Annotated in this window: 31 protein-coding genes and 1 other RNA gene; 25 read left to right on the top strand and 7 right to left on the bottom strand. The window is 41.7% G+C overall.

Translation table 11 applies throughout. The annotated features are described in order from the left end of the window. Positions 1–16: 16 nt before the first annotated feature. The 6 genes from eno (at position 17) to AWT60_RS06585 (ending at position 4,674) form a co-directional block, all read left to right on the top strand. Positions 17–1,309, top strand: a complete 1,293-nt coding sequence (gene eno, locus AWT60_RS06610) for a phosphopyruvate hydratase (protein ID WP_003212752.1) — start codon at positions 17–19, stop codon at positions 1,307–1,309. Positions 1,310–1,566: 257 nt separating this feature from the next. After that, positions 1,567–1,836 carry a hypothetical protein gene (locus AWT60_RS06605; RefSeq protein WP_041107838.1) on the top strand — a complete coding sequence of 90 codons (270 nt, stop codon included), beginning with the start codon at positions 1,567–1,569 and terminating at the stop codon, positions 1,834–1,836. Positions 1,837–1,894: 58 nt separating this feature from the next. Further along, positions 1,895–2,662 carry an ATP-binding cassette domain-containing protein gene (locus tag AWT60_RS06600; RefSeq protein ID WP_218677050.1) on the top strand — a complete coding sequence of 256 codons (768 nt, stop codon included), beginning with the start codon at positions 1,895–1,897 and terminating at the stop codon, positions 2,660–2,662. Continuing rightward, positions 2,634–4,031, top strand: a complete 1,398-nt coding sequence (locus tag AWT60_RS06595) for a hypothetical protein (RefSeq protein WP_218677049.1) — start codon at positions 2,634–2,636, stop codon at positions 4,029–4,031. Before AWT60_RS06600 ends, AWT60_RS06595 begins: the two co-directional genes overlap by 29 nt. Next, positions 4,028–4,396 carry a metalloprotease family protein gene (locus AWT60_RS06590; protein WP_218677048.1) on the top strand — a complete coding sequence of 123 codons (369 nt, stop codon included), beginning with the start codon at positions 4,028–4,030 and terminating at the stop codon, positions 4,394–4,396. Before AWT60_RS06595 ends, AWT60_RS06590 begins: the two co-directional genes overlap by 4 nt. Continuing rightward, a complete protein-coding gene (locus AWT60_RS06585; RefSeq protein ID WP_024426069.1) occupies positions 4,393–4,674 on the top strand; it encodes a hypothetical protein in 282 nt (93 codons plus the stop codon). The genes AWT60_RS06590 and AWT60_RS06585 overlap by 4 nt, the downstream gene beginning before the upstream one ends. Before the next feature lie 25 nt (positions 4,675–4,699). On the opposite strand, the gene AWT60_RS06580 is transcribed toward AWT60_RS06585, so the two are convergent. Both AWT60_RS06580 and AWT60_RS06575 read right to left on the bottom strand, forming a co-directional pair. Further along, positions 4,700–5,164 (bottom strand): GNAT family N-acetyltransferase, encoded by a 465-nt coding sequence (locus AWT60_RS06580; RefSeq protein ID WP_041107828.1) that lies wholly within the window; start codon positions 5,162–5,164, stop codon positions 4,700–4,702. Positions 5,165–5,179: 15 nt separating this feature from the next. Continuing rightward, the gene (locus AWT60_RS06575) at positions 5,180–5,644 is read right to left on the bottom strand and encodes a hypothetical protein (RefSeq protein WP_218677047.1); all 465 of its coding nucleotides are present in this window, start codon (positions 5,642–5,644) and stop codon (positions 5,180–5,182) included. A gap of 119 nt (positions 5,645–5,763) precedes the next feature. Between AWT60_RS06575 and AWT60_RS06570 the strand changes: the two genes are divergently transcribed. Further along, complete coding sequence (locus AWT60_RS06570) at positions 5,764–6,396, top strand: MarC family protein (RefSeq protein ID WP_041107823.1); 633 nt, start codon at positions 5,764–5,766, stop codon at positions 6,394–6,396. 55 nt (positions 6,397–6,451) lie between these two features. Here AWT60_RS06570 and AWT60_RS06565 read toward each other — a convergent pair whose 3' ends face one another. After that, the gene (locus AWT60_RS06565) at positions 6,452–6,988 is read right to left on the bottom strand and encodes a GbsR/MarR family transcriptional regulator (protein ID WP_024426065.1); all 537 of its coding nucleotides are present in this window, start codon (positions 6,986–6,988) and stop codon (positions 6,452–6,454) included. Positions 6,989–7,256: 268 nt separating this feature from the next. Here AWT60_RS06565 and AWT60_RS06560 point away from each other — a divergent pair, with 268 nt between their 5' ends. The 4 genes from AWT60_RS06560 to AWT60_RS06545 are packed head-to-tail and all read left to right on the top strand — an operon-like array spanning position 7,257 to position 10,714. Then, positions 7,257–8,405, top strand: a complete 1,149-nt coding sequence (locus tag AWT60_RS06560) for a betaine/proline/choline family ABC transporter ATP-binding protein (RefSeq protein ID WP_076840049.1) — start codon at positions 7,257–7,259, stop codon at positions 8,403–8,405. A gap of 13 nt (positions 8,406–8,418) precedes the next feature. Then, positions 8,419–9,072 carry an ABC transporter permease gene (locus AWT60_RS06555; protein WP_024423488.1) on the top strand — a complete coding sequence of 218 codons (654 nt, stop codon included), beginning with the start codon at positions 8,419–8,421 and terminating at the stop codon, positions 9,070–9,072. A gap of 13 nt (positions 9,073–9,085) precedes the next feature. Further along, on the top strand, positions 9,086–10,003 hold the full coding sequence (locus AWT60_RS06550; RefSeq protein WP_041107821.1) for an osmoprotectant ABC transporter substrate-binding protein: 918 nt from the start codon (positions 9,086–9,088) through the stop codon (positions 10,001–10,003). A 21-nt stretch (positions 10,004–10,024) separates the two neighbouring features. Beyond that, complete coding sequence (locus AWT60_RS06545; RefSeq protein WP_034280931.1) at positions 10,025–10,714, top strand: ABC transporter permease; 690 nt, start codon at positions 10,025–10,027, stop codon at positions 10,712–10,714. 80 nt (positions 10,715–10,794) lie between these two features. Here AWT60_RS06545 and catR read toward each other — a convergent pair whose 3' ends face one another. The 3 genes from catR to AWT60_RS06530 all read right to left on the bottom strand — a co-directional run bounded on the left by catR (position 10,795) and on the right by AWT60_RS06530 (position 12,132). Further along, positions 10,795–11,115 carry a catDE operon transcriptional regulator CatR gene (gene catR, locus AWT60_RS06540; RefSeq protein WP_024423485.1) on the bottom strand — a complete coding sequence of 107 codons (321 nt, stop codon included), beginning with the start codon at positions 11,113–11,115 and terminating at the stop codon, positions 10,795–10,797. Between the two features lie 81 nt (positions 11,116–11,196). Then, positions 11,197–11,598, bottom strand: coding sequence for a helix-turn-helix domain-containing protein (locus tag AWT60_RS06535; protein ID WP_041107819.1), 402 nt, complete (start codon positions 11,596–11,598; stop codon positions 11,197–11,199). 138 nt (positions 11,599–11,736) lie between these two features. Then, positions 11,737–12,132 carry a helix-turn-helix domain-containing protein gene (locus AWT60_RS06530; protein ID WP_034280928.1) on the bottom strand — a complete coding sequence of 132 codons (396 nt, stop codon included), beginning with the start codon at positions 12,130–12,132 and terminating at the stop codon, positions 11,737–11,739. A 154-nt stretch (positions 12,133–12,286) separates the two neighbouring features. Between AWT60_RS06530 and AWT60_RS06525 the strand changes: the two genes are divergently transcribed. The 8 genes from AWT60_RS06525 to AWT60_RS06490 all read left to right on the top strand — a co-directional run bounded on the left by AWT60_RS06525 (position 12,287) and on the right by AWT60_RS06490 (position 18,920). After that, entirely contained in the window at positions 12,287–12,520 is a 234-nt protein-coding gene (locus AWT60_RS06525; protein WP_024426059.1) for a helix-turn-helix domain-containing protein, read from the top strand. Between the two features lie 38 nt (positions 12,521–12,558). Further along, positions 12,559–12,849 carry an AbrB/MazE/SpoVT family DNA-binding domain-containing protein gene (locus AWT60_RS06520; RefSeq protein ID WP_041107816.1) on the top strand — a complete coding sequence of 97 codons (291 nt, stop codon included), beginning with the start codon at positions 12,559–12,561 and terminating at the stop codon, positions 12,847–12,849. Between the two features lie 186 nt (positions 12,850–13,035). Then, positions 13,036–13,269, top strand: a complete 234-nt coding sequence (gene secG / locus AWT60_RS06515) for a preprotein translocase subunit SecG (RefSeq protein WP_003212746.1) — start codon at positions 13,036–13,038, stop codon at positions 13,267–13,269. A 124-nt stretch (positions 13,270–13,393) separates the two neighbouring features. Then, positions 13,394–14,140, top strand: coding sequence for an alpha/beta hydrolase (locus AWT60_RS06510; RefSeq protein WP_041107814.1), 747 nt, complete (start codon positions 13,394–13,396; stop codon positions 14,138–14,140). Positions 14,141–14,159: 19 nt separating this feature from the next. Further along, positions 14,160–16,502: a ribonuclease R gene (gene rnr / locus AWT60_RS06505; protein WP_041107812.1), complete on the top strand. Its 2,343-nt coding sequence runs from the start codon at positions 14,160–14,162 to the stop codon at positions 16,500–16,502. Between the two features lie 139 nt (positions 16,503–16,641). Next, complete coding sequence (smpB, locus tag AWT60_RS06500) at positions 16,642–17,112, top strand: SsrA-binding protein SmpB (protein ID WP_012011279.1); 471 nt, start codon at positions 16,642–16,644, stop codon at positions 17,110–17,112. A gap of 173 nt (positions 17,113–17,285) precedes the next feature. Next, positions 17,286–17,648, top strand: a transfer-messenger RNA (tmRNA) gene (gene ssrA, locus AWT60_RS06495). A 121-nt stretch (positions 17,649–17,769) separates the two neighbouring features. Then, a protein-coding gene (locus AWT60_RS06490) for an IS3 family transposase (protein ID WP_139336372.1) occupies positions 17,770–18,920 on the top strand; the annotation gives its coding sequence in 2 pieces (ribosomal slippage) (positions 17,770–18,040 and positions 18,040–18,920; 1,152 coding nt in all). Positions 18,921–19,061: 141 nt separating this feature from the next. Here AWT60_RS06490 and AWT60_RS06485 read toward each other — a convergent pair. Next, positions 19,062–19,373, bottom strand: coding sequence for a hypothetical protein (locus tag AWT60_RS06485; RefSeq protein WP_256928329.1), 312 nt, complete (start codon positions 19,371–19,373; stop codon positions 19,062–19,064). A gap of 239 nt (positions 19,374–19,612) precedes the next feature. Here AWT60_RS06485 and AWT60_RS06480 point away from each other — a divergent pair, with 239 nt between their 5' ends. The 6 genes from AWT60_RS06480 to AWT60_RS18510 all read left to right on the top strand — a co-directional run bounded on the left by AWT60_RS06480 (position 19,613) and on the right by AWT60_RS18510 (position 25,264). Beyond that, on the top strand, positions 19,613–21,214 hold the full coding sequence (locus AWT60_RS06480) for a histidine kinase N-terminal 7TM domain-containing diguanylate cyclase (RefSeq protein WP_218677046.1): 1,602 nt from the start codon (positions 19,613–19,615) through the stop codon (positions 21,212–21,214). 256 nt (positions 21,215–21,470) lie between these two features. Beyond that, a complete protein-coding gene (locus AWT60_RS06475) occupies positions 21,471–21,926 on the top strand; it encodes a DUF6376 family protein (RefSeq protein WP_087976143.1) in 456 nt (151 codons plus the stop codon). 106 nt (positions 21,927–22,032) lie between these two features. After that, positions 22,033–22,338 (top strand): metal-sensing transcriptional repressor, encoded by a 306-nt coding sequence (locus AWT60_RS06470; protein ID WP_012011272.1) that lies wholly within the window; start codon positions 22,033–22,035, stop codon positions 22,336–22,338. Between the two features lie 72 nt (positions 22,339–22,410). Then, positions 22,411–22,617: a copper chaperone CopZ gene (gene copZ / locus AWT60_RS06465; RefSeq protein WP_024423475.1), complete on the top strand. Its 207-nt coding sequence runs from the start codon at positions 22,411–22,413 to the stop codon at positions 22,615–22,617. An 80-nt stretch (positions 22,618–22,697) separates the two neighbouring features. Beyond that, positions 22,698–25,133, top strand: coding sequence for a heavy metal translocating P-type ATPase (locus tag AWT60_RS06460; RefSeq protein ID WP_218677045.1), 2,436 nt, complete (start codon positions 22,698–22,700; stop codon positions 25,131–25,133). Next, positions 25,130–25,264 (top strand): hypothetical protein, encoded by a 135-nt coding sequence (locus tag AWT60_RS18510; RefSeq protein ID WP_256928328.1) that lies wholly within the window; start codon positions 25,130–25,132, stop codon positions 25,262–25,264. The genes AWT60_RS06460 and AWT60_RS18510 overlap by 4 nt, the downstream gene beginning before the upstream one ends. The last annotated feature ends 80 nt before the right edge of the window (positions 25,265–25,344 follow it).

The following is a 25,344-nucleotide window of genomic DNA, read 5'->3' as shown; positions in this document are numbered from 1 at the left end:
AAGGAGAGAAATAACGATGCCATACATTGTTGACGTATATGCACGCGAAGTATTAGACTCTCGCGGTAACCCAACAGTTGAAGTAGAAGTTTACACAGAATCTGGCGGCTTTGGCCGTGCGCTTGTTCCAAGTGGTGCTTCTACTGGTGAATATGAAGCAGTAGAACTACGTGACGGAGACAAAGACCGTTACCTTGGAAAAGGTGTTCTGACAGCTGTAAACAACGTAAACGAAATCATTGCACCAGAGCTTTTAGGCTTTGATGTAACAGAACAAGTAGCGATTGACAAAATGTTAATCGAACTTGACGGAACAGAAAACAAAGGGAAATTAGGCGCAAACGCAATCCTTGGCGTATCTATCGCTGTAGCACGTGCAGCTGCTGATTTCTTACAAATTCCACTTTATCAATACCTTGGTGGATTCAACTCCAAAACGCTTCCAGTACCAATGATGAACATCGTCAACGGCGGAGAGCATGCGGATAATAACGTAGACATTCAAGAATTCATGATTATGCCTGTAGGTGCACCGAACTTCCGTGAAGCACTTCGCATGGGCGCTCAAATCTTCCATAGCCTGAAATCTGTATTAAGCGCAAAAGGCTTAAACACAGCTGTAGGTGACGAAGGTGGATTCGCTCCAAACCTAGGTTCTAACGAAGAAGCACTTCAAACAATCGTTGAAGCGATCGAAAAAGCTGGCTTCAAACCAGGTGAAGAAGTGAAGCTTGCAATGGATGCTGCATCTTCTGAGTTCTACAACAAAGAAGACGGTAAATATCATTTATCAGGCGAAGGTGTTGTGAAAACATCTGCTGAAATGGTTGACTGGTATGAAGATATGGTATCGAAATACCCAATCATTTCTATCGAAGACGGCCTTGATGAAAACGACTGGGAAGGTCACAAACTATTAACTGAGCGCCTTGGCAGCAAGGTTCAGCTAGTAGGCGATGACTTGTTCGTTACAAATACGAAGAAGCTATCTGAAGGAATCAAAAACGGCGTTGGTAACTCAATCCTGATCAAAGTAAACCAAATCGGTACATTAACTGAAACATTTGATGCAATCGAAATGGCAAAACGCGCAGGATACACAGCTGTGATCTCTCACCGTTCTGGTGAAACTGAGGACAGCACGATTGCAGACATCGCTGTTGCAACAAACGCTGGACAAATCAAAACAGGTGCTCCGTCTCGTACGGACCGTGTGGCGAAATACAACCAATTACTTCGCATCGAAGATCAATTGGCTGAAACAGCACAATATCACGGCATTGCAACATTCTATAACTTGAATAAATAATGTCAGCTATGCGCTGCATTCCACTCTTTCACGAGAGCGGGACGCAGCGTTTTTTTGTGTTGAGCGAAATCCGCTGGCTAATTCATTTGACTTATCCTATTTCTGTAAAAAATCCTCCTTCAGTTAGAGAAGAAGCCAAAATCCCCTCCATTTATAAGCACTAAATCATGAAAAATCGACTAAAAATATGATCTGAAATGAACTTATGCTTTCTGTAAGGAGGTGGTATCATTTTACATATATTAGGGGGTGATGAGATGCTGAATCCTTTTAGCCTTCGTTTTCCAGTAGGTGTGTATATGTATGTCCTTCACCTGTTGGCGGCATATGATGAAAGGAAGCAACGAATTCTAACTTCTAAGAATGTACAGAAAAACGCATTTTGGATTTATGTCCTTGCCGCTATATTGGGCATTATTTCACTTGGAGCATTGATTTGGGCATGCAAGACCTTTGGACGAGGCTCCAAATTTTTAGGAGAGTTCAAATTATTAGGCATGTACGTTAAAATCCAGTGCGGTTATTAACAGGGATGAGAACAGATGCAAGGTCATCTGTTCTATCTGAAACAAACGGAGGGATATGATGCTGACATTACGATTAAAAGAAAAAACATACAGCCGCACCTTCTCTCTCCGTAATATTCAAATGAATGTCGAGAAAGGGCAGATGCTGCTGCTTTTAGGGCATAATGGTGCGGGAAAGACGACGATGATCCAATCCATGTTTGGGCTGACGCCATTTAAAGGATGCGTCACTTTACATGGTAAACAGCTGAACCTTCAATCCTCAGAACATATCTCCTTGTTGAAAAAACATGTTTCTTATATTCCTGACGAGCATTCGTTGTTCAATTATTTATCACCGAGGGAATACTTTCAATTACTTCAGCTGCCAAATGAGCAAGATGTCACACGGGAGGAGACGTTCATCGAACTGTTTGAGCTGGGTTCATATATGGATCAGCCTATCGCTCAGCTGTCTCATGGCAATCAAAAGAAAACGCAGATCATTTCACAGCTCCTCAGGCCATGTGATTATTATGTGTTCGATGAGCCAACGAACGGACTTGATCCAGATATGATGATCATCTTAAAAAAGGTGCTCATGAAGCTGAGAAATCAAGGCGCTGGCATTCTCATTTCAACCCATCATTTGAGCTTTGGTGATACGCTTTATGACCATCTCATGATCTTAAGAAATGGGGACGTCAAGCTGGATATGTCCCGCCAAGAAACGAATCAGACATTTCCTCATCAGGCACTTGAAGAGATTTATAAAGAAGTGAATCGAGATTACTATATGCATGTGGAGAGGTTACTCAATGATCTGGACACGACACGTTCTTCATAAAATAGAATGGGGAATGCTGACAACGAAAGGAAAGCAGCTCGCAAAAAAGTACCCTATACAGCTTCTCGCGGCCGCGGCTTTTTTCTTGCTCATGTACGCGATATACGTCGTTATCAGCCTGCGCTTTTTCATGCAGGCAGGAGAAAGTGAACCGGCTGCTCTATACCTCCAATTGATGAAAATGACGCTTTTACTTTTAGGTGCAGCTATTTTGTTATCCCGCAATAAATTAAAGCGACAGGAATATCAATTCTACTTTTTGAATAGTGCGATACAAAGTGTGCCATTTGTCCTTTGTGTGTATTTCTTTCCGATGCTCTTTTGTTTTCTCATGGTAGGACTGCTTTTTTTACCGATTGTCTTAGGCCTTTTGATCAGCGGTGTTACGCCATCTTTGTATTGGATAACGGCTGTATGCATGACTTGCTGTGTACTGGCGCTGCTTGCACTTGCTTCTTGGATGGTGATGCGGATTGCTGTGAGCCATTTCGTATCAAAAACAAAAGAGCATTTGCTGCTGCAAACGCTCGGCTTTGCGGTGCTGAATCTATTGGTGTTTCTCCTTTTGAAAAAAGCAATGGACATGATCCGTGTATGGCCATCAGTCTATCTCATATTTCTCGTGATCCTTCTAAGCGCTGGCTGGCTATGGCTGAAGGGGTTAGCGGCTTCTTATGTCCATCAGATGTTTTTGCAGCTGAAAACAGAGGTAAAGTCGTTTTCTTACAAGAAAATTAGAACGCAATCTTCCTTTCTGACGCACCTGCGGCAGGAATTGGTCTATTTCAGCCGGTCAGCTGTTTTTAAAGAACAGGGCATTTTGTTTCTATTTCTCGTTTGTTTGACGGCGGGGCTGCCATTTGTTTTTACACCGGTAGAAACCGGCTGGCTGTATGCCTTTATTGTGCAGTATGCATTAAAGGAAATATTGATCATGCTTCCGCTGATGATTGGCAGAGAATATCATATGAATCAAAGGGCCATCTTTATGTTAAATACATCAAAGGGTGCTTATTTATTGTCGAGAATTTTATTTTATTACGCTATTAATTTGTTGATATATTTTGTGTTTATTGGGTTTGCATCTATGGTGATAGGCATTGAAAGTGAAGGTCATGGCCTCGCAAGTTTGTCCATTTTGTTGATCACTGCCATGGCGGCCTGTACAGGGTTTATCGTGAAGATCAGTGAGTTTAATAAACTGTTTGTCATCGTGATGATGATTGCTGTATTCAGCTTCATCGATATGCTTTTATTGAAGTGGCTTTCATCAGATGTGTATCTTCTCGCCACCGCCTATCTGCTAGGTTCACTTGCATTCTTTATCTGTATATATGCTGTCATGTTAAAGAGGCCTGTCTTGCGATGATAGAGCTTGTGTGTAGTTTCCTAGCGGTTGTGATGATACATGAACTCGGTCATATGCTGGTGATCATGTTGTGTAACAAAATCGAAAAAAGGCCGCCCTTTGATTTTGTGGTCACGATTGATTGGAAGCATGTGGCGGTCGTCCATGAAACGTTTGGCCGGCCGAGCTTCAATATGATGGTGGCACTTGCAGGGCCGCTGTTTCCGGTGCTTTGTTCGATTGTGCTTTTTATGATATGGAAGCATCCTGTCAGTCATCAGCTGCTGTTTTTTTCTTTACTAAATACGGTGATGCTGCATCCAGCTTGCCCTGACGGAAAAAATATTACAGCCAGTTTAAAAGAGATGAAGGAGAGAAAGAGATGATCAAAGTATTTCATTCGTTTTCCAGCGGTATAACACTTGCGATGCTGTATGTATTTGCTGTGTTTATGACGCCTGTTTTTTTACTGCTGCTAGAGGTCAATCATGTTGAATCAAGCCCAACATTGTTTGGCATGCCATTTTATATCATGAAAATTGAAGAGTATCAATTCAGCTCAGAGGCGACGCTCTTTGGATGTGTGGTTTGCTTTTTAGCTGGCGCCGTGCTCTATTTCTTCATTCAATATGTGAAGCATGTGGTAAAAAAGCGCAGAACATAAAAAAGCAGACGGACGGAACAAAACATCAGTCTGCTTGCAAAGTGAGTGACAGCCGTACCATATCCATACACTGAATGCCATTTTCAAAAATCGGTTCATCATAATGCTTAAGAAAGAAATCGTGGTCAATAGATGTCATGCGGAAGCCGCATTTCTGATAAAGTGCGAGCTGCTGAATGCTCGAGTTGCCTGTGCCGATTTCAACCGTCTGAAATCCGGCGGCTTTCGCTTCAGCAATGGCATGGCGGATCAGCTGCTTCCCAATTCCTTTTCCTTGCCATGATTCCTTCACGGCGACATTGATGATTTCGACTGTCTGCTGAGACAGAGATAAAAGCACATAGACGCCAATCACGTCCTGTTCATGATACGCGGCATAACAAGAGCCGGACTGCACATAAGTAAGAACCTTTTCCTTGGAAGGATCAGCTAAGAGTAAAAGATCCATAGGGACAGATTGATCACCTGACAATGGCCGAATGTGTATCATGTTTTTTCATCCTTTCTATTCTTTAATATACCCTTGTTTCACACCCCAATCATATTGATCCTGTACCCATTGTGAGGGCGGATTGTGGGTGACATTTGGGTCTTTTTTGACAGTTGGTTTCCTTGCAGCCTGTGAAGTCTGCTTATTCGTTTGAGCAGTGGCTTTCGCTGCTGTCAGCTCTTTTTGAAGCTGGTCAATTTTTGCCTCAAGCACTTTACGCTGCTTGACTTCTTTTTGATAGGCTTTCTTTTCGTTTTTGAGCTTTTTCGTCATGGTAGACAGTTTCTTTTTTTGATCTTCGTTTTTATGCTTCATATCCGCTTGATCTGATTTTAACTGCGAAAGCTGCTTAGTGTTCGTTTTGCTTTCTTGCTGATGTTTTTCCTCTGCTGCTTTGATGGTCTGCTGCTGCCAGACCATCCAGCCGGCTGCGCCTAAAACCGCAACAGATAGAAGGACGATGGTGATCGTTTTCTTCATGTGTGATTCCCCTTTCAATAAAACCTCTATTAACATCGGTTAAATATATACAGGTTTTAACATCACAAGGGAATATTCACATCAGATTGGCAGACACTATGAAAAAAGGAGGGTGTCTGTTGATTTCCTTTATGATTCATGTCGTGGTTTCATTATTTGCTGTATCAAACCCTATTGGAAACGTGCCTCTTTTTATCACCTTAACAGAGGGATATACAGAGAAAGAACGCTCCCAGACAGCCAAAAAAGCCATTGTGGTCTCTTTCATCATTCTTGTTGCCTTTCTATTGGCAGGCAGGCTTATTTTCAAATTGTTTGGGATCGATATTCATGCACTCCGCATCGCCGGAGGTATTTTTATTTTTGGTATCGCTTACAATTTACTGAATGCAAAGGAGTCACATGTCCAAAATCCTCATTCTGAGGAAAAGGCAGAAAGCAAAGAAAAGGCGGATGTCTCCGTTACGCCGCTGGCGATTCCGATCATTGCTGGTCCCGGTACAATCGCTACAGTGATGAGTTTAACCCCGGGAAGTCAAGGGATGCTTCACATGTTTGCGATTTTAATCGGCATTGTCATCGTTCTGGCGATGACCTTTTATGCCTTTCATTATTCAAGTTTCATTATGCGGAAAATGGGGAAAACAGAGATGAATGTCGTGACGCGGTTAATGGGATTAATTCTTGCTGTAGTGGCAGTTGAGATGATCGGCGCAGGCTTAAAAGGAATGTTCCCAATGTTTATGCAATAAGTGTATATAAAAAAGCTGTTTTTTTCTACAATGATGTAAAATAAAACAGCTTTTTTTAAGGTTTCGGCACATGCTTAAACACTTCTTCACTTTCAAAGAATTCAATTAAGCGGCTAATCCAATCATAGTAATCAAGACTTTCCTTGATTTCTGAAAGAAGCAGATTGATTTTATCCTCTGTTTCTTCTGGCAGGTCGTCCTGTTCAAGCAGCTCCAGCAATTCCTTGCACGTTTTCTTATGTGCCTTGCGGTTTTTGCTGACAACTCGGGACCAATTGGCTGCAAATAAGGAAATAAACGTTTGGTATTGATCTTGCTCAACGTCATATAGATCTTTACGTATTCCTTTTTCATAAACCTTTTCCGCAATATTCAAATCAAGCATTTCTCGAACGACCTGACTCATTCTCGTTTTGCTCATGCCTGTCGCTTCTGATAGCTCTCCAAGCGTCATTGGTTTACGGTTCATGTGAATGATACCAAGCACTCTACCCACTGTAGAAGAAAGACCAAAGGCATTCATGTTCTCGGCAGCTTTTTCAATATAATGATCCTGTGCTTTTTGAATGGCGCCTAACGCTTGCTTGTCCACTCCCCGATTCATCCCTTCACGACTGACAATTTGTAACACAATATATCATATACCTGTTTGTTGATGAAAACAATAAATATTGAGTATTTGCTCGTAATTTGGAGGAAAAAGGAGAGATCTCTATCTAGCAGGCCGTTAACTGAAAATTTTAAATAAATGTTATGCAATACAAACACATCATAAACTTTTTATTTTATAAAGTTTGCACTATAATAAATAAGGTGTAAATTTTCTGAAAATATTGATCCGACTAATGGAGGTGTCTCATTTGCTGAAACTAGAGAATGTATCTAAGACGTATAAAGGCGGAAAAAAGGCTGTCAAAAATATTGATTTAGAAATAGCAAAAGGAGAATTTATTTGTTTTATTGGACCGAGTGGCTGTGGTAAGACAACAACCATGAAGATGATCAACCGACTCATCGAACCTTCCTCAGGAAACATCTTCATCGAGGGAGAAAACATTATGAAAAAAGATCCAGTTCAATTAAGAAGAGAAATTGGCTATGTGATTCAGCAAATTGGACTGTTCCCCCATATGACCATCGCACAAAACATTTCACTTGTTCCGAAGCTGTTAAAATGGCCGGAAGAAAAACGGAAAGAACGGGCACGTGAACTGCTGAAGCTTGTCGACATGGGACCGGAATATTTAGAGCGCTACCCTCATGAACTCAGCGGAGGACAGCAGCAGCGCATTGGTGTTCTTCGCGCACTAGCAGCGGAACCCCCTCTGATCCTCATGGATGAACCGTTTGGCGCACTTGATCCCATCACACGAGATTCATTGCAGGAAGAATTTAAGAAACTGCAAAAAACGTTAAATAAAACCATCGTATTCGTCACACATGACATGGACGAAGCTATTAAACTAGCTGATCGAATTGTGATTTTAAAAGATGGAGAGATTGTCCAAGTAGGTACGCCTGACGATATTCTGCGGAACCCAGCCAATGAATTCGTAGAAGAATTCATCGGCAAAGAACGTCTGCTTCAATCAAATCCGAACATGGAACGTGTAGAACAAATGATGAACACGTCACCAGTCACCGTTACAGTTGAAAAAACATTAACAGATGCCATCTACATCATGAGAGAAAAGCGGGTCGATTCCTTGCTTGTAGTAGATGAACATCATGTGCTAAAAGGCTATATCGATATTGAAACAATCGATGCGAACCGCAGAAAAGCAGCTTTCGTTGGTGATATTTTAAATACAGAGTTCTATACCGTACAAGAAGGCGCACTTCTAAGAGATACTGTCCGGAAAATCTTAATACGCGGCATTAAATATGTACCAGTTGTGGATGCAGAAGGGCACTTAAAAGGCATTGTGACACGTGCAAGTCTTGTAGATGTTGTGTACGACTCCATTTGGGGAGACGATACGCCGGCGGCTGTCACTGAAATGAAGTAAGGGAGGTGTACACATGGATCAAATCATCGACTTTCTAGAGAAAAATGGTGGGGAACTCCTCACAAAAATGTGGGAGCATTTATATATTTCCTTAATTGCTGTTGTGCTTGGTATTCTTGTTGCCGTTCCTTTAGGCGTGGTTCTCACACGAATGAAACGAGGCGCAGGTTTTATCATCGGTGTCGTGAATATCTTTCAAACACTCCCTAGTTTAGCGATTCTTGCCTTTTTTATTCCTATTTTGGGGGTTGGGAAAATACCTGCAATCGTTGCTCTCTTTTTCTATTCGGTTTTACCTATTTTAAGAAATACGTATGCCGGGGTCCAAGGTGTGAACAAAAACTTGCTTGAATCCGGTAAAGGAATCGGGATGACAACATGGGAACAAATTCGTCTTGTTGAACTCCCGCTTGCTGTACCGGTCATTATGGCAGGTGTCAGAACGTCAACGATTTATTTGATTGGCTGGACAACACTTGCAGCCTTTATCGGTGGAGGCGGTCTAGGTGACTACATTTTGATTGGACTTCAGCTGTATCAGCCGGAATTTATTATTGCGGGTGCGATACCAGTCACAATTTTAGCAGTCATCATCGACCTATCATTAATGAAGCTGGAGAAAAAAGTAACACCAGAAGGCTTAAAAGGATTGAAGGAAGTTTCATAAGGAGTTGGCTTATGTGAAGAATCGAAAAACAAAATGGATCAGTGCACTGCTTGCCGGATGCTTGCTATTGATAAGCGGCTGTTCACTTCCTGGACTAGCCGGCTCCTCAGGGGGCACGCTGCGAATTGGAGCACAAAACTTTACCGAATCAGAAATTATGGCCTATATGGTTGGCGATATGATCGAACATTACACAGATAAAAAGACGACCATTGTGAAAAACCTAGGTTCCAACACTGTGCAGCAGAAAGCAATGGAAAACGGAGATGTCGACATTTCTGCGACAAGATATTCAGGCACGGATTTAACAAGCACGCTTGGAATGGATGCGGAAAAAGACCCGGAGCGTGCGATGGAGATCGTCCAAAAAGAATTTAAAAAACGCTATGATTACAAATGGTTTGATTCTTATGGATTTGATAATACGTATGCCTTTGCTGTGACGCAGAAGATGGCGAAGGAAAACAAGTTAGAAACGGTCTCTGATTTGAAAAAGAATGCGAACAATTACCGGTTTGGTGTCGATAATATTTGGCTCAAAAAGAAAGGCGACGGCTATGACGGATTCGTGAAAACATACGGAATCAAATTTGGCAGCACGTATCCGATGCAGATTGGTTTAGTCTATGATGCATTAAAAAATGAAAAAATGGATATTGTGCTTGCCTATTCAACAGATGGACGAATCAAAGCCTATAATCTCAAAATCTTAAAAGATGATAAAAGGTTCTTCCCGCCATATGATGCATCACCAGTAGTCCCGGAGAAAGTCTTAAAAGAAAATCCAGGGCTTGATAAGGTGATCAACAGGCTGATCGGAAAAATCGATACAGAACAAATGCAAGAGCTGAACTATCAAGTCGACGGGGAGCTTCAAGAACCAGCAACCGTTGCGAAGAATTTCCTGAAAAAACACAATTACTTTGAGTAAGATGGGGAGGTGTCAAGGCTGATGGACACACTGCAGCAATTATGGACGTATTATCAGCAGAACGGGTCATATGTGTTAGAAGAATTTTATAGGCATTTTCTCATGTCGGCGTATGGGGTGCTGTTTGCGGCGATTGTCGGGATTCCAGTAGGCATCTTTGTGGCGCATTACCGCAAGCTGAGCAATTGGGTCTTTGCCATTACCAATGTCATTCAAACGATACCGGCATTAGCGATGCTTTCTGTATTGATGCTTGTATTAGGACTTGGTGCAAATACAGTCATCCTATCACTCTTTCTGTATTCACTTCTGCCGATTATCAGAAACACGTATACAGGCATTGTCAGCATTGAACATGCCTATTTAGAATCAGGTAAAGCGATGGGCATGACGAAATGGCAAGTGCTGAGAATGGTTGAACTACCGCTTGCTTTATCAGTCATTATGGCTGGTTTAAGAACCGCACTGGTCATTGCCATCGGTATTACAGCGATTGGAACATTTGTGGGCGCGGGAGGTCTTGGTGATATCATCATCAGAGGGTCAAACGCCACAAACGGAACAGCCATCATTTTAGCAGGTGCGATTCCAACTGCACTTATGGCTATTATTGCTGACCTTGTCATGGGCTGGCTCGAACGCTATTTAAGCCCGACAAACAAGAAAAAAGAAAGAAAAGCGTTAGCTGAAAAAAACATCACATCTGCTTAAGCGGTTGAAAAGACAAAACCTCCCTTACATCTGTAAGGGAGGTTGTTTTATGATGATCAGGCGGTTCGCATGCTGGTATTTTATGATTCAAGCGTGATCCATTCAGAGGACCACTTCGCAATTTCCTCAAAAACGGGTGCAAGTGAACGCCCCATATCTGTTAAAGAATACTCAATGCGCACGGGTGTTTCAGCAAAAACCTCCCGTTTTACAATACCTGCTGCCTCCAGCTCTTTTAATCTCTCAGATAATACTCTTCCACTTAAATTTGTCAGAGCCGCCTCAATTTCACTAAAGCGCTGCTGACCTGAGAGAAGCTGAAAAACAATCAGTGCCACCCAGCGTTTACTCAATAACTCAACTGCTTTTTCAAACCGCGGGCACATGTCAGATTGATTCATCTTTCTTCACTCCAATCTGAACCCATTATACCGTAAATCTGCCATAAATCGGCGCAAAAAGCTTGTCAATGATGAAAACATTTATGAGGACGAACGGCTGTTTAACATAAATAACAAATAGCGGTTGAGGTCCTCTATTTCTTTTTTCGAAAGGGTTGACCATATGTCACCATCAAATATTTCGAGATCAGTAAGTTCATATTGCGATGCGGCTTCCTTTATTTTGGATAAAGAAAGATCATTTTCCTCGAGCTGTTGGACAGAAGTGGCTTCCTCAATATAGCCCGCAGCCTGCATCATGTCTTCATAAGGTACCTTTAACGCACCAGCTAGCTTTTTAATTGTAGGAGGTTTCGGAATGCCGCGTTTCCCGTTTTCAATACGAGATATACCGGCAGCGCTGACTTCAGAATACATCGCTAATTGGTTCACCGACAGCTTCTTTTCCTCACGTAATGCTCTTAAATATGCACCAAAGTTCATCAAGGCAAAACCTCACATGGTTATAGATTCGATATGTCTATTTTACATGATTTGTTGACTATTGGCAATAAGCGCACCATGAAAATATTGACATTAGTTAATGGTGGATGTACATTAGGGTTATGCCCCGCTATTTGTTCACCTTTTTTGGTTGATGAGCGTGAGAAAGTATTCATTCAGCTGGCTGATGTCTTGTGCGGAGAGCCTTTCCCATTTGTCCCCGTCAAAAATTGGGAGATGTTCTACATCCTTTTGAAGCGCCGTTTGATAGATTTTTAACATGGACTCATATTTCGGTTTCATTTCATGAACTTGTTCCTGTTCAATATGACCGGCAAGCAGCATTAAATCCTCATAAGGCACCTTCAAGGCGTGTGCTAATTTTTTTATGGTTAACGGCTTTGGCACACCGCGCTTTCCATTTTCAATACGAGAAATTCCAGCAGCGCTTACACCTGAATACATGGCAAGCTGATTGACCGACATTTTTCTATTTTCTCTTAAAATGCGTAATTGTTCACCAAAGTGATTCATGACATCGAACCTCACATTTCAGTATATGACTTATTTTAGTATGATCATTGACCAAAGGAAATAGCAGAGGGGTAAAAGTGTTGACATAAGTTAATGAATCTGCTTGATGTGAGAGCCTTACATGTTGTACATAATGATTCCATAGGAGGTTGTAATGATGGTCGAAAAGATTCAGATCAGGCGGGCTTTTGTCATGCAGTATATGATCGAGAACGATATGTCGTTAAATCAGCTCGCTGATGAAATTGGCATCTCTCCTGCCACTCTTAGCAGGGTATTAAATGGTCACCGAAAACCAGGACAGCTTGTCATTGGCAAAATGATTCATTACTTTGATAAAAAATTTGAAGATCTATTTTACTATGAAGATATTGACAAAAGTCAATAAATGATATCATCATATCAATCATCAAGGAGGAAATGTCATTGAAAAGGACTGGGATGGTTAGACACATTGATTCTCTCGGCAGAATTGTTCTGCCCTCAGAAATGCGCAAGGTACTCAATATTAAAGAAGAGCAGCTGTTAGAAATTTTCGTTGAAGATCAAACCATTATGCTGAAAAAATATGATGCAGATAAGAGCTGCCTGTTAACAGGACAAGTGACGAAGTACAACAAAAGCTATGGAAATGGGAACGTGATGCTGAGTCCTGAAGGAGCTGAACGTTTGTTAGTAGAATTAAAACAGCTATTGAATGAAGAAGCAACTCATTAAAAATGTGTTTTTAACCGAAAAATTGCATATAAAAATGCTGCAGCCAGCACTTTGGAACGAAATTGTATCAAAATAACGAATCAAGTCGACAATATATAGGAAATCTTTATTTTGATGTTTCGTGACATGCACCTTGTTTTCATGTAAAATAAAGTTATGTGTACCAGTTTGTCTGGAGGTGTTTTCATGCACGCATTTGTTATCACATTACTCGTAATTGTCAGTATCGCACTTATCATCGTTGTATTACTACAATCAAGTAAAAGTGCTGGACTGTCAGGCGCTATTTCAGGTGGAGCCGAGCAGCTTTTCGGTAAGCAAAAAGCGAGAGGCCTTGACTTGATTCTTCACCGATTAACGGTTATTTTGTCAGTGCTTTTCTTCATCTTAACACTTGCATTGGCATATTTAGGCGTGTAAAGCGCGAGTAACAGAAGGTCTGATCTTTTTTCAGACCTTTTTTTATTATCAGCACTCTTTTGTGTTTGTTTCATACATACAAGTGGAAAATATAAACCATATCAGAAGGAAAGGAAGTCACATCATGAAAGTTGTTACACCAAAACCATTTACGTTTAAAGGTGGAGAAAAGGCGGTGCTTCTTCTTCACGGTTTTACTGGGAATACAGCCGATGTTCGAATGCTTGGCCGTTATTTGAACGAAAGAGGATATACATGCCATGCACCTCAATATAAAGGACACGGTGTGCCGCCAGAAGAGCTTGTCCATACAGGCCCGGCTGATTGGTGGAAAGATGTAGAAGAAGGCTATCAATTCTTAAAAGATGAAGGTTATGAGGAGATTGCAGTTTGCGGACTATCCCTCGGAGGAGTTTTTTCATTGAAATTAGGTTACACTGTACCTGTAAAGGGAATTGTACCTATGTGTGCACCTATGTACATAAAAAGTGAAGAAGTCATGTACCAGGGTGTACTAGATTATGCCCGTAACTATAAGAAATTTGAGGGTAAGTCAGAGGACCAAATTGAACAAGAAATGGAAGCGTTCAAGAAAACACCAATGAATACACTGAGGAGCCTGCAAGAACTGATTGCAGATGTCAGAAACAATGTCGACATGATCTATTCACCTACTTTTGTTGTGCAGGCACGTCACGATCATATGATTAATACAGACAGTGCGAATATCATTTATAACGAAGTAGAGACAGATGATAAGCATTTGAAATGGTATGAAGAATCAGGCCATGTCATCACGCTTGATAAAGAGCGGGAGAAGGTTCATCAGGATGTCTATGCATTCTTAGAATCACTTGATTGGTCAATTTAAATATATAGGGGGTTAGAGTGTGCAAAAAGAAGAATTTATGGATGAATTACTCGCTTTTATGAAAGAAGAAGCGTATAAACCGTTAACCGTTCAAGAGCTGGAAGTCATGATGGAGATTACCAATCCTGATGATTATAAAGAGCTCGTTAAAGCACTTGTGACGCTGGAGGATCAAGGACTCATCGTTCGCACGCGCAGCGATCGTTACGGTGTGCCGGAAAAAATGAATTTGGTAAAAGGAAAGCTGTCTGCTCATGCAAAAGGATTTGCATTTGTAACGCCTGAAGAGTTTGGACAGGATGATATATTCATTCCGCCAAATGAGTTAGGCACAGCGATGAATGGCGATACCGTCATGGTTCGTGTCAGCCACAAATCAAACGGCACGAAAAAAGAAGGAACTGTCATCCGCATTCTCGAGCGTAATACTCAGACGGTTGTCGGTACCTATACAGAAACGAAAAGCTTTGGCTTTGTCATTCCTGATGATAAAAAAATCACAAACGATATCTTCATTCCGAAATCCGCTAAAAACGGAGCAGTCGAAGGTCATAAAGTCGTTGTGACGCTGACAAGCTATCCTGAAGGAAGAATGAGTGCAGAGGGTGAAGTGACTGAAATTCTCGGTCATAAAAATGACCCTGGCATCGATATTTTGTCGATCATTCATAAACACGGTCTGCCAGGTGAGTTCCCAGAAGAAGCACTTCAGCAGGCAGTAGACACACCGGAAACGATTGATGAAAAAGACCTTGAAGGCAGACGCGACTTGCGCAATGAAACGATTGTGACGATTGACGGTGCAGATGCGAAGGACTTAGATGATGCCGTAACTGTGCAAAAGCTGGATGATGGCAAATATAAGCTTGGCGTACACATTGCAGACGTTTCTCATTATGTCACAGAGAATTCCCCGATTGATCAGGAAGCTTATGAACGTGGAACGAGTGTGTATCTCGTCGACCGCGTCATTCCGATGATTCCGCATCGTTTGTCAAACGGTATTTGTTCATTAAATCCAAAGGTCGATCGTCTCACGCTGTCTTGTGAAATGGTCATTGATCGAAACGGGAAAGTCGTCAAACATGAGATTTTCCAAAGTGTGATCAAAACGACGGAGAGAATGACCTATTCCGATGTGAATAAGATTTTAGTCGACCAAGATGAAGAGCTTCTAAATAAATATGAGCCGCTAGTGCCGATGTTCCAAGAGATGGAGAAGCTTGCAGAGATTCTTCGTGACAAACGAATGGAGCGCGGAGCTGTAGACTTTGACTTCAAGGAAGCAAAAGTACTTGTAGATGATGAAGGCGCAGCGAAAGACGTTGTCATTCGTGAGCGTTCCGTTGCAGAGAAATTAATTGAAGAATTCATGCTTGTTGCAAACGAAACGGTTGCAGAGCATTTCCACTGGATGAATGTTCCGTTCATTTACCGAATTCACGAAGAACCAAATCCTGAGAAGCTTCAGCGCTTTTTAGAGTTCGTGACGACGTTTGGTTACATTGTGAAAGGGACGTCAACGAACATTCACCCGCGCGCACTTCAAAGTGTCCTCGATGCTGTCAGGGATCAACCAGAAGAAGTCGTCATTCAAACTGTGATGCTTCGCTCTATGAAACAGGCGAAGTATGATCCAGAAAGCATTGGCCATTTTGGATTATCAACGGAATTCTATACACACTTCACATCACCGATCCGCCGTTACCCGGATTTAATCGTGCATAGACTGATTAGAACCTATTTGATTCAGAAAAAGACAGATGAAGCGACCTTAGAAAAGTGGGGCCAGCTGCTGCCTGAAATCGCAGATCATGCATCTACAATGGAGCGCCGCTCAGTCGATGCAGAGCGTGAAACAGATGACCTGAAAAAGGCAGAGTTTATGCTAGATAAAATCGGTGAAGAGTTTGATGGCATGATTAGTTCCGTGACGAACTTCGGACTATTCGTTGAACTGCCGAATACGATAGAAGGTCTTGTCCATGTCAGCTACATGACTGACGACTACTATCGCTTTGATGAACAGCACTTTGCTATGATCGGTGAACGTACAGGAAATGTCTACCGTATCGGTGATGAAATCACTGTCAAAGTCGTGAATGTCAATAAAGATGAGCACTCAATTGATTTTGAAATCGTCGGGATGAAAGGCACTCGCCGTAAATCTCCAAAAGATTTCAAGTTCAAAAAACGGACAGATCCACCAGCGAAAAAAGGCCGTGGAGGTCAAAAAGCCTCTGGGGAAAAAGGCAAAGAGGATAAAAGCGGAAGTGACTGGTTCACAAACCGTAAAAAGAAGAAAAAGAAAAAACGCGTATTTGAAAACGCACCGAAACAAAAACGCAAAAAGAAAAAGTAACGTGCCAAAAAGCAAATAGGGCATCCCGCTCTATTTGCTTTTTGACCACATGGCGTCAGCATTGTCGAAAGCTGGATTGTTTGATAAAATAATCCGTACGATTTGGACCGTGTTTGTGTCAAAAGGAGGGTGTACGCCAATGCCAAAGGGAGAGGGAAAAGTTGTTTCCCAAAACAAAAAAGCAAATCATGATTACTTTATAGAAGAAACATACGAAGCCGGCCTAGTATTACAAGGAACTGAAATCAAATCGATTCGTGCTGGAAAAGTGAATTTAAAAGATTCCTTTGCCAAAATCGAGCGAGGGGAAGTGTTTCTTCATAATATGCACGTGAGCCCATACGAGCAGGGGAACCGTTATAACCATGATCCGCTGAGAACGAGAAAGCTGCTGCTTCATCGCAAGCAAATCAGCAAATTGATTGGTGCGACAAAGGAAGAAGGCTACTCACTTGTGCCTCTGAAACTCTATTTGAAAAATGGCTTTGCCAAAGTGCTGATCGGAATCGGAAAAGGGAAGAAGAAATACGATAAGCGTGAAGATCTGAAGAAAAAAGATGCAAAACGTGAAATCGAACGTGCCTTCCGCGATCGTCAAAAGCAATTCTAGCCTGATGCAGATGGCTTGCTGAGAGCGGAAGCATTATGCTACAATATGTTATGCAGTAAACAATCATCGCTTTTTTACAGAAACCACCAGTTGTTTCGAGCAGTAAGATTGTTATAATAGTTATATACGGAAGCAGTGAAGCTGAACTTCCATCCCGTATATCCCTTTTACAAGGGGACGTTACGGATTCGACAGGGATGGTTCGAGCTTAGGCTGCGAGCCGAGAGGCGATCTCGTTAACACGCACTTAAATGTAACTGGCAAAACTAAAAGTTTTAACCAAAACTTAGCACTAGCTGCCTAATAAGCGCAGCGAGCTCTTCCTGACATCGCCTATGTGTCTGTGAGGAGCCCAATGAAGTAGGCTACGCTTACGTTTCCGTCTGAGGACGTAAGAAGAGATCCATCAGACTAGCTCTCCAAGCGCCCGTCAGCAGGCATGAGGATGAGTGAATACGAAATATGTTGACTACGCTCGTAGACGCTTAAGTAATCGATGTCTCTGGACGTGGGTTCGACTCCCACCGTCTCCATAATTTTAAATTAAAAAGCCCCCTTTCTAGGGGACTGACCCCATAAAGTGAGACAAATAAAAACACCTTTAAATTGAAAAATCGGGTATAGCATATCTGAAAACAATTTGGAGGTGTTTTTTGTATGGGAAAAAGAGTTAGTTATCCGATTAGTGTAAAAGAAGAGGCCGTTCAAATGAGGTTAGCTGGAATCCCGACAAAAGAAATCATGGACAAGTTAGGAATTAAGAATAGAACACAAGTGAAAACGTGGATGAAATGGTATCGCGAGGGTGAAATCCATCGATTTCATCAACCAGTTGGAAAGCAGTATACCTACGGGAAAGGACCAGAATATCAAAATGAGAACGAGAAGTTGAAAACAGAAAATCTTTATTTAAAGCAACAAATTGACCTATTAAAAAAGTATATAGAATGGGAAAGGAAGTGAAAAGAGAAGCATTCGTGTCGATTTATGATGCGGTAAAAGACACAGTAAGTGTAAGTGCATTCTGTCAGATGTTTGAGCTCGCAAGATCAACATTTTATCGTTGGAAAAAACAAGATCTCCTGCCAAAACAGCAAGTGTTAATTGACCTCATATCGTCGCTTTGTGAGTCACACCAATATACGTACGGTTATCGTAAAATAACGGCCCTACTGCGAAAAGAAAGGAGAATAAATCATAAGACAGTACAACGCATTATGCAAACCTACGGTTTACAGTGTCGTGTGAAAATAAAAAAGCGTAAACAGACTGGTCAACCTTACTATATTGCAGAAAATCACTTAAAACAGGATTTTACTGCGACAAAGCCACTTGAAAAACTGGTGACAGATATAACGTATTTGCCATTTGGTCAAAAACCACTTTATCTATCCAGCATAAAAGATTTGTATACTAGTGAGATTGTGGCTTATACGATTGGTGATAAACAGGATGTTTCTCTTGTTTTAGATACATTGAAGCAGTTACAGACATTACCTAAAGGCTGCGTACTTCATAGTGATCAAGGTTCGGTCTACACTTCTTATGCTTATCAAAAGGAGATAAAGGAAAAAAGCATTACCATGAGCATGTCCCGGAAGGGAATGCCCGCTGATAATGCCCCCATAGAATCCTTCCACTCCAGTTTAAAAACAGAAGGATTCTATCTCCACCACCTGACAAACACTACAACAGCCATTGTAGAAAAAACGGTCAGGGAGTATATTGATTATTATAACAATATCCGAATTCAATTGAAATTAAACAGCCAGTCACCAAAAGAGTTTCGGCAACTGGCTGTTTTATAAAGGTGTTTTGATCCCTGTCTCAAAAACGGGGGTCAGTCCCCTAGAAAGGGGGCTTTTTTTATCTAATTTAAGAAGTTAAGTTAACTAGCCTTGAAAGTTAATAATAAATATTAACTTTTAAGTTAGTTTTGATTTTGATATTTAATATTTTTTGAATTTATTTACATTTTTGATTGGGTTATTCCTACAAGGAATAACCGGAGTTTCTTTAATTATTGTACGGTTTCTCAAAGAAGACTGCACCAACCGAACAAACAAAGGAAAAACGACAACCACCGCAATCATCATCAAAAATCCATCCGGCATAAGTTTTACAAACGTTGTCTGAATCACATAAACCGCAATCAGCAGCAAGTAACTGATCAAAAATAACAATCCAGAACTTCTCTTTTTAAACGGTTTTTCTAAAAGAATCAGCATAAACAGCCCCGTCATAATCATCCAAAAAGTCATATTCCTTTCGAGTCTCCTCTCCATTCATCCCCACATTGTACAGATATTTCTCCGAACGCAACATACTTCTCCCTCAAATTAAGCAAAAAGTAGTGAAAATATAAGGAATCACGAACCGATGACGCCTGAAATTTTACAAAAAACCTCCAACCAATTCAAAATCACATCTTCCCATTTGAGACGTCCTCATATATAGTAAGATTAGACTAGTTCTAAATAACTGAAATTGGGGCGTTTACATGGATTCGATTGTTTTACATTTTATTGTGATCATGAGTGTTTCTGGCATTCTGTCCGTGATATTATCAATCATTGCTCATGCAAACCGCCATCGATATATTGGCTGTCAATTGTTTATGTACATGTCTGGAGCAACTGCGATTTATATCTTTGGGCATACGTTTGAATTATTGGCTCGTACTCCTGGAGAAATCATGTTCTGGGTTTGTTTTCAATACATAGGTCTTCCGTTTATCGCACCGCTCAGTCTGCTGATTGTGCTGCAATTTACGGGGTTCCATCAATATTTAACAAAGCGCCGCGTGCTTCTCATCTTATTGATTCCAACTCTCACAACCATTATGGTGTTCACCAACTCTTTACATTCACTCTTTTATCGAAGCATCACGATGAATCCAGTAGATGGGTTTTTATTGGCTGATTTTACGATTGGCTATTGGTATATCATTCATGGCGTTTATACGTTTGGCTGTTCGATGCTTGCTATCTTTATGCTGCTTTGGTTTTTACGTGTCACAAAAAAAGAATATTTAAAGCAGATTCTCATACTGTTAGTGGGAATGTCATTACCAATTTTGACTTCTTTTATTTATTTATTAGGCGTTACACCCCTACATATTGATCCGGTTCCTGTGGTGATGTTTATCACCAACGCACTCTATTTATGGGCAATTATGTCGTTTCAGCTCTTTAAGCTGTCTCCTATTGCAATGGAGCGTGTGTTTGAGCATATGTCTGAAGGGGTTCTGATTTTAGATCGATATCGGACACTCATTGATTACAATCCCGCTGCTGCATCGATCATTCCAGCACTTGCGAATAAAAAGGGAATTGGCTATAAAATCGACGATATTTTCTCAGCAATCATCAAAGATTCAACGTTCATTCAATGGCTGCGCTCTCCGCAGGATCATTCGCAATATGATTTAATGTGGAAAAAGGAAAAAGACCAGTCCTGCTATTATCATCTGACCGCTTCGTCTCTATTTAATAGAAGAGGAGAGATCGAAGGCAGGCAAATAGTGATCAGTGATGTAACAGAGCAGCGTTTGCTGCAGGAAGAGCTGGAGCGTCGTGCGTATATCGATGGATTGACGAATATCTTCAATCGTTCTTCTTTCATCGAACGAACGCAGATGATCTTGGAAGAGGATGCACAGGATACGGCTGTTATGCTGTTTGATATTGATTTCTTTAAACAAATCAATGACACACACGGACATCATATCGGGGATGAAGCGCTGCGTCATGTTGTCTCTATTTGTCAGGAGCATTTACAAATGGATGATTTATTTGGACGATATGGGGGAGAAGAGTTTGCCATTTGTCTGCCTCATCAGTCATTTAAAGAGGCATGTCATATCGCGGAAAAAATAAGACATTCGTTTGAAGCAAGTTTCTTTACGAATGATGAGGAAAAAGTGCGAGTGACAGCGAGCTTTGGAATTGCTCACACAGCCAATGATCCTTGTGTATTAGAGACACTTCTATTTGAAGCGGATCAGGCCTTGTATATGTCAAAACGCCAAGGACGGAACCGGATTTATGCATCCACTGGTAAGGGCCATGTGCTGTATCAAGAGCAGGATCTTCCGAATTGACTGTTGTCCTGACATTCGATATGATAAACATAACATTTGAACGGTTTCCTAAAGGGGAGTAGCTTTTACGGTTTGGTCGTCACTACAGAAACATTCGTTGTTTCTCGGCCATTCCGGCATGAACAATGTTAGCCAGACCTTTGCCTATCACACATGAGGCAAAGGTCTGGCTATTTTTAAGGTCTTTTTGCATCTGTGTGATAGAGGAGCGGAACAAATGATGCTTTTAATCCTACAGATGAAAGGATGATCGATCTTGAAAAAATATGTGATGGCTTGCCTATTTTCCGGAACGCTTGTATTAAGCGGGTGCTCCGGCTTGCTTGATCAGGTCAACGATACAACGACATATGTCACTGAGGCAAATGACTATGTGACAGACATTCAGCAATTTACAGAGGATTTTCCAAAACTCGCTGAAGAAGCTGTGCAAAATGCCGCCAAAAAAGCAGAATTAACGCAGCAGCTTGAATCATTGAAGGCAGACATTCAAGATTTTAATGACGTCACAGCGCCAAAAATGGCAGAAGACCTGCATGCGCAAATCATTGAAAAAAATAAAGTGCTGTCAGAGGAAATCCAAACGTATTTACAGAAATTGAAAGCAGGCGATATCGATGTTGCCGCCATACTGGAGGATCAGCAGGGATTGATGAAACAGCTTCAGCAATCCGTCAATCTTTTGCAGGATATCGAACAATTAACAAATTAGGACAAACACAGCTTTATATGCGGTGCTCAGCATATCTTTGCCTTTTCCGGTGGAGATATGCTTTAATTTAGGTAAAGACAAGTCATAATGGAAAAAAGGTGATCACATGACAGAACATGAAGAAAGACATATGGCTTCGCCTAGAGCCGAAAAGGAAAAGGACCAATTGATCAATCGCTTGAAACGAGTGGAAGGACAAGTTCGTGGGATTCAGCAAATGATTGAAAACGATCGTTACTGTATAGATGTTGTGAATCAAATCTCCGCAGTCAATGCGGCTTTGAAAAAAGTCAGTCTTCATTTGATGGAAAAGCATACACATCATTGTGTTGCAGATGCTATCAAGAGCGGCAATGGGGATGAAGCCATTGAAGAGTTAATGACGGTCTTTACGAAACTGACAAAATCGTAGCATTTATGTTTACATTGATACCCTACTAGGGTATAGTAAATTGTAGAAAATGATTGATGGAGGCGATGAGAAGTGGAACAAGCAACACTTCAAGTGCAGGGCATGTCTTGCGGACATTGCGTGAAAGCAGTCGAAGGAAATGTAGGAGAATTAGCAGGTGTGGAATCTGTGAAAGTCCATTTAGACAAAGGACAGGTGGAGGTTTCATTTCACCCGGATCAAGTCACGTTACACCGTATCTCTGATGTGATTGAAGAACAGGGATATGATGTTGTATAAATAAGTAGACGTGCTGCAAAACAGCACGTATTTTTTTCAAAATATAATACCCCCATGGAGTATGTGGAGAGGTGAGATCAATGAAAAAGGAAATTGATTTTCAAATTACGGGGATGACCTGTGCTGCCTGTGCAGGCCGCATCGAAAAGGGATTGAATAGGCTGGAAGGTGTGGAGGATGCCAGTGTGAATCTGGCGCTTGAAACTTCCCATATCGTCTATGAAACAGAGCAGCTAACACCAGATGATTTGAAGCGAAAAGTTCAATCTCTTGGCTATGATGTGGTGATGGAGCAAGCAGAATTTGATATAGAGGGAATGACGTGTGCAGCTTGTGCAAACCGAATCGAGAAAAAAATTAACCGAATGGACGGTGTCGATCACGGGTCTGTCAACTTTGCCCTTGAGACACTTCAGGTCACATATCATCCGGGCCAAACGTCTACAAATGACATAAAAGATGCGGTGCATTCTATTGGGTATTCTTTGATTGAACCAGCAGCAGATCAAGCGGAGGAAGGAAAAAAAGATCACCGGCAAGCTGCAATAGAAAAGCAAACGGCACGCTTTTTATTCTCGATGATTTTATCACTGCCGCTTCTTTGGGCAATGGTCAGCCATTTTTCTTTTACGTCCTTTATTTGGCTGCCAGAAGCGTTTATGAATCCATGGGTACAGCTGGCGTTAGCAGCGCCGGTGCAGTTCATTGTCGGCTGGCCCTTTTATGTAGGGGCGTATAAGGCTTTAAGAAATAAAAGTGCCAATATGGATGTTCTTGTCGCACTTGGGACATCTGCCGCGTTTTTCTATAGTTTATATGAAAGCATTCAGTCAGCGATTAGAGGCACACATGAGGCAGCCCTCTATTATGAAACAAGTGCTGTCCTCATTACGTTGATCGTGCTCGGAAAATTAATGGAAGCAAGAGCAAAAGGAAGATCATCAGAAGCGATTCAAAAGCTGATGGGCTTACAAGCGAAAGAAGCGGTTATCGAGCGAGATGGCAAACAGATGACTGTGCCTATTTCGGACGTGAAAGTGAATGATCTTGTGTTTGTCAAACCCGGGGAAAAAGTGCCGGTAGATGGAGAAATCATAGAGGGGACAACCGCAATAGATGAGTCCATGATTACAGGAGAAAGTCTGCCTGTTGATAAAACAGCAGGAGATATGGTCATTGGGGCAACGATCAATAAAAATGGATTCATCAAAATAAAAGCGACTAAAGTCGGGAAAGAGACCGCTCTTTCACAGATTATCCGAGTCGTAGAACAAGCGCAGGGCTCAAAGGCACCGATTCAAAGAATGGCAGATCAAATATCAGGGATATTTGTTCCTATTGTTGTAGGAATTGCTGTGCTCACATTCCTCATATGGTTTTTCTTTGTGGACCCAGGAAATGTGACGTCAGCACTTGAAACCTTTATAGCCGTCATTGTCATCGCATGTCCGTGTGCGCTCGGCCTTGCGACACCAACCTCTATTATGGCTGGCAGCGGCCGTGCGGCTGAATCAGGCATTCTGTTTAAAGGCGGAGAGCATTTAGAAGTGACTCAATTACTCGACACGGTCGTGTTAGATAAAACAGGGACTGTGACAAAAGGAGAGCCTAGTCTGACAGATGTACTGGCATATGCCAACTGGACAGAAGATACGCTGCTGCAGCTAGCAGGATCGGCAGAACAGCAGTCGGAACACCCGCTTGCCCGGGCGATCACAGACGGTATGAAGGAACGAGGTCTTGAAGCAGTCGAGGTTGAAGCATTCCAAGCAGATCCAGGTCATGGAATTGAAGCAAAGGCAGCAGGACACAAGCTTTTGATTGGAACGCGTAAGCTATTACAGAAACATCATATCCAATATGAGCAAATTGAAGCATCTGTCACAACGCTCGAGGAGCAAGGGAAAACGGCTATGCTCGTTGCGATTGACGGCGAAGTCGCCGGCATTGTAGCGGTCGCAGATACAATCAAATCATCCTCTCCACAAGCCATCTCTCGTCTAAAAGAGCAGGGGATTCACGTTGTGATGATGACAGGTGATAATAAACTAACAGCAGAGGCGATTGTGAAACAGGCAGGCATTGATCATGTCATTGCTGAAGTACTGCCTGAAGAAAAAGCGGCTCACATTGCAGCACTTCAGGAACAAGGAAAAAAAGTCGCCATGGTCGGAGACGGTATCAATGATGCCCCAGCTCTTGCAACAGCGAATATTGGGATGGCTGTGGGAACAGGGACAGATGTTGCCATGGAAGCAGCAGATATTACGCTCATGACGGGAGATCTCCATGCCATTGCAGATGCGCTGGAATTTAGTAAAAAAACAATGAGAAACATTAAACAAAACCTATTTTGGGCGCTTGCCTATAACTGTATTGGGATACCGATTGCTGCATTTGGTTTCCTTGCGCCATGGCTTGCAGGAGCAGCAATGGCCTTTAGCTCCGTGTCCGTTGTGCTGAATGCGCTCAGATTGCAGCGATTGAAGCCAGTTAGAGAGGGAGTGGCAGAATGAAGCTGAATGTCAAATGGATTTGGACCGTTAGTGCATTGCTCTATGTTGCTCTTGTACTTATTGGATATGCGATTTATGACGAATTTTATTCAAATCAGCATATACCAAGTGAACAGATGCAAAATCATTAAGACTTCGCCAAAAGCGAAGTCTTTTTTTACAATATTGTGGAAAAACCCACCTTTTTAAAGATTTTTCATAAAAAATTCAC

It is taken from the genome of Bacillus sp. F2HM, from assembly GCF_019266135.1.
Taxonomy (GTDB): domain Bacteria; phylum Bacillota; class Bacilli; order Bacillales; family Bacillaceae; genus Bacillus; species Bacillus safensis.
Note: the sequence above shows the minus strand (reverse complement) of the source record. Positions and strands in the feature narration are given on the sequence as shown.

What these genes read in the sequence shown, in the direction of transcription:
- eno (WP_003212752.1), top strand. Translation starts at nt 17, where the DNA reads ATGCCATACATTGTTGACGTATATGCACGCGAAGTATTAGACTCTCGC.
- AWT60_RS06605 (WP_041107838.1), top strand. Translation starts at nt 1,567, where the DNA reads ATGCTGAATCCTTTTAGCCTTCGTTTTCCAGTAGGTGTGTATATGTAT.
- AWT60_RS06600 (WP_218677050.1), top strand. Translation starts at nt 1,895, where the DNA reads ATGCTGACATTACGATTAAAAGAAAAAACATACAGCCGCACCTTCTCT.
- AWT60_RS06595 (WP_218677049.1), top strand. Translation starts at nt 2,634, where the DNA reads ATGATCTGGACACGACACGTTCTTCATAAAATAGAATGGGGAATGCTG.
- AWT60_RS06590 (WP_218677048.1), top strand. Translation starts at nt 4,028, where the DNA reads ATGATAGAGCTTGTGTGTAGTTTCCTAGCGGTTGTGATGATACATGAA.
- AWT60_RS06585 (WP_024426069.1), top strand. Translation starts at nt 4,393, where the DNA reads ATGATCAAAGTATTTCATTCGTTTTCCAGCGGTATAACACTTGCGATG.
- AWT60_RS06580 (WP_041107828.1), bottom strand. Translation starts at nt 5,164, where the DNA reads ATGATACACATTCGGCCATTGTCAGGTGATCAATCTGTCCCTATGGAT.
- AWT60_RS06575 (WP_218677047.1), bottom strand. Translation starts at nt 5,644, where the DNA reads ATGAAGAAAACGATCACCATCGTCCTTCTATCTGTTGCGGTTTTAGGC.
- AWT60_RS06555 (WP_024423488.1), top strand. Translation starts at nt 8,419, where the DNA reads ATGGATCAAATCATCGACTTTCTAGAGAAAAATGGTGGGGAACTCCTC.
- AWT60_RS06545 (WP_034280931.1), top strand. Translation starts at nt 10,025, where the DNA reads ATGGACACACTGCAGCAATTATGGACGTATTATCAGCAGAACGGGTCA.
- catR (WP_024423485.1), bottom strand. Translation starts at nt 11,115, where the DNA reads ATGAATCAATCTGACATGTGCCCGCGGTTTGAAAAAGCAGTTGAGTTA.
- AWT60_RS06535 (WP_041107819.1), bottom strand. Translation starts at nt 11,598, where the DNA reads ATGAACTTTGGTGCATATTTAAGAGCATTACGTGAGGAAAAGAAGCTG.
- AWT60_RS06530 (WP_034280928.1), bottom strand. Translation starts at nt 12,132, where the DNA reads ATGAATCACTTTGGTGAACAATTACGCATTTTAAGAGAAAATAGAAAA.
- AWT60_RS06525 (WP_024426059.1), top strand. Translation starts at nt 12,287, where the DNA reads ATGATGGTCGAAAAGATTCAGATCAGGCGGGCTTTTGTCATGCAGTAT.
- secG (WP_003212746.1), top strand. Translation starts at nt 13,036, where the DNA reads ATGCACGCATTTGTTATCACATTACTCGTAATTGTCAGTATCGCACTT.
- AWT60_RS06510 (WP_041107814.1), top strand. Translation starts at nt 13,394, where the DNA reads ATGAAAGTTGTTACACCAAAACCATTTACGTTTAAAGGTGGAGAAAAG.
- smpB (WP_012011279.1), top strand. Translation starts at nt 16,642, where the DNA reads ATGCCAAAGGGAGAGGGAAAAGTTGTTTCCCAAAACAAAAAAGCAAAT.
- AWT60_RS06485 (WP_256928329.1), bottom strand. Translation starts at nt 19,373, where the DNA reads ATGACTTTTTGGATGATTATGACGGGGCTGTTTATGCTGATTCTTTTA.
- AWT60_RS06480 (WP_218677046.1), top strand. Translation starts at nt 19,613, where the DNA reads ATGGATTCGATTGTTTTACATTTTATTGTGATCATGAGTGTTTCTGGC.
- AWT60_RS06470 (WP_012011272.1), top strand. Translation starts at nt 22,033, where the DNA reads ATGACAGAACATGAAGAAAGACATATGGCTTCGCCTAGAGCCGAAAAG.
- AWT60_RS06460 (WP_218677045.1), top strand. Translation starts at nt 22,698, where the DNA reads ATGAAAAAGGAAATTGATTTTCAAATTACGGGGATGACCTGTGCTGCC.
- AWT60_RS18510 (WP_256928328.1), top strand. Translation starts at nt 25,130, where the DNA reads ATGAAGCTGAATGTCAAATGGATTTGGACCGTTAGTGCATTGCTCTAT.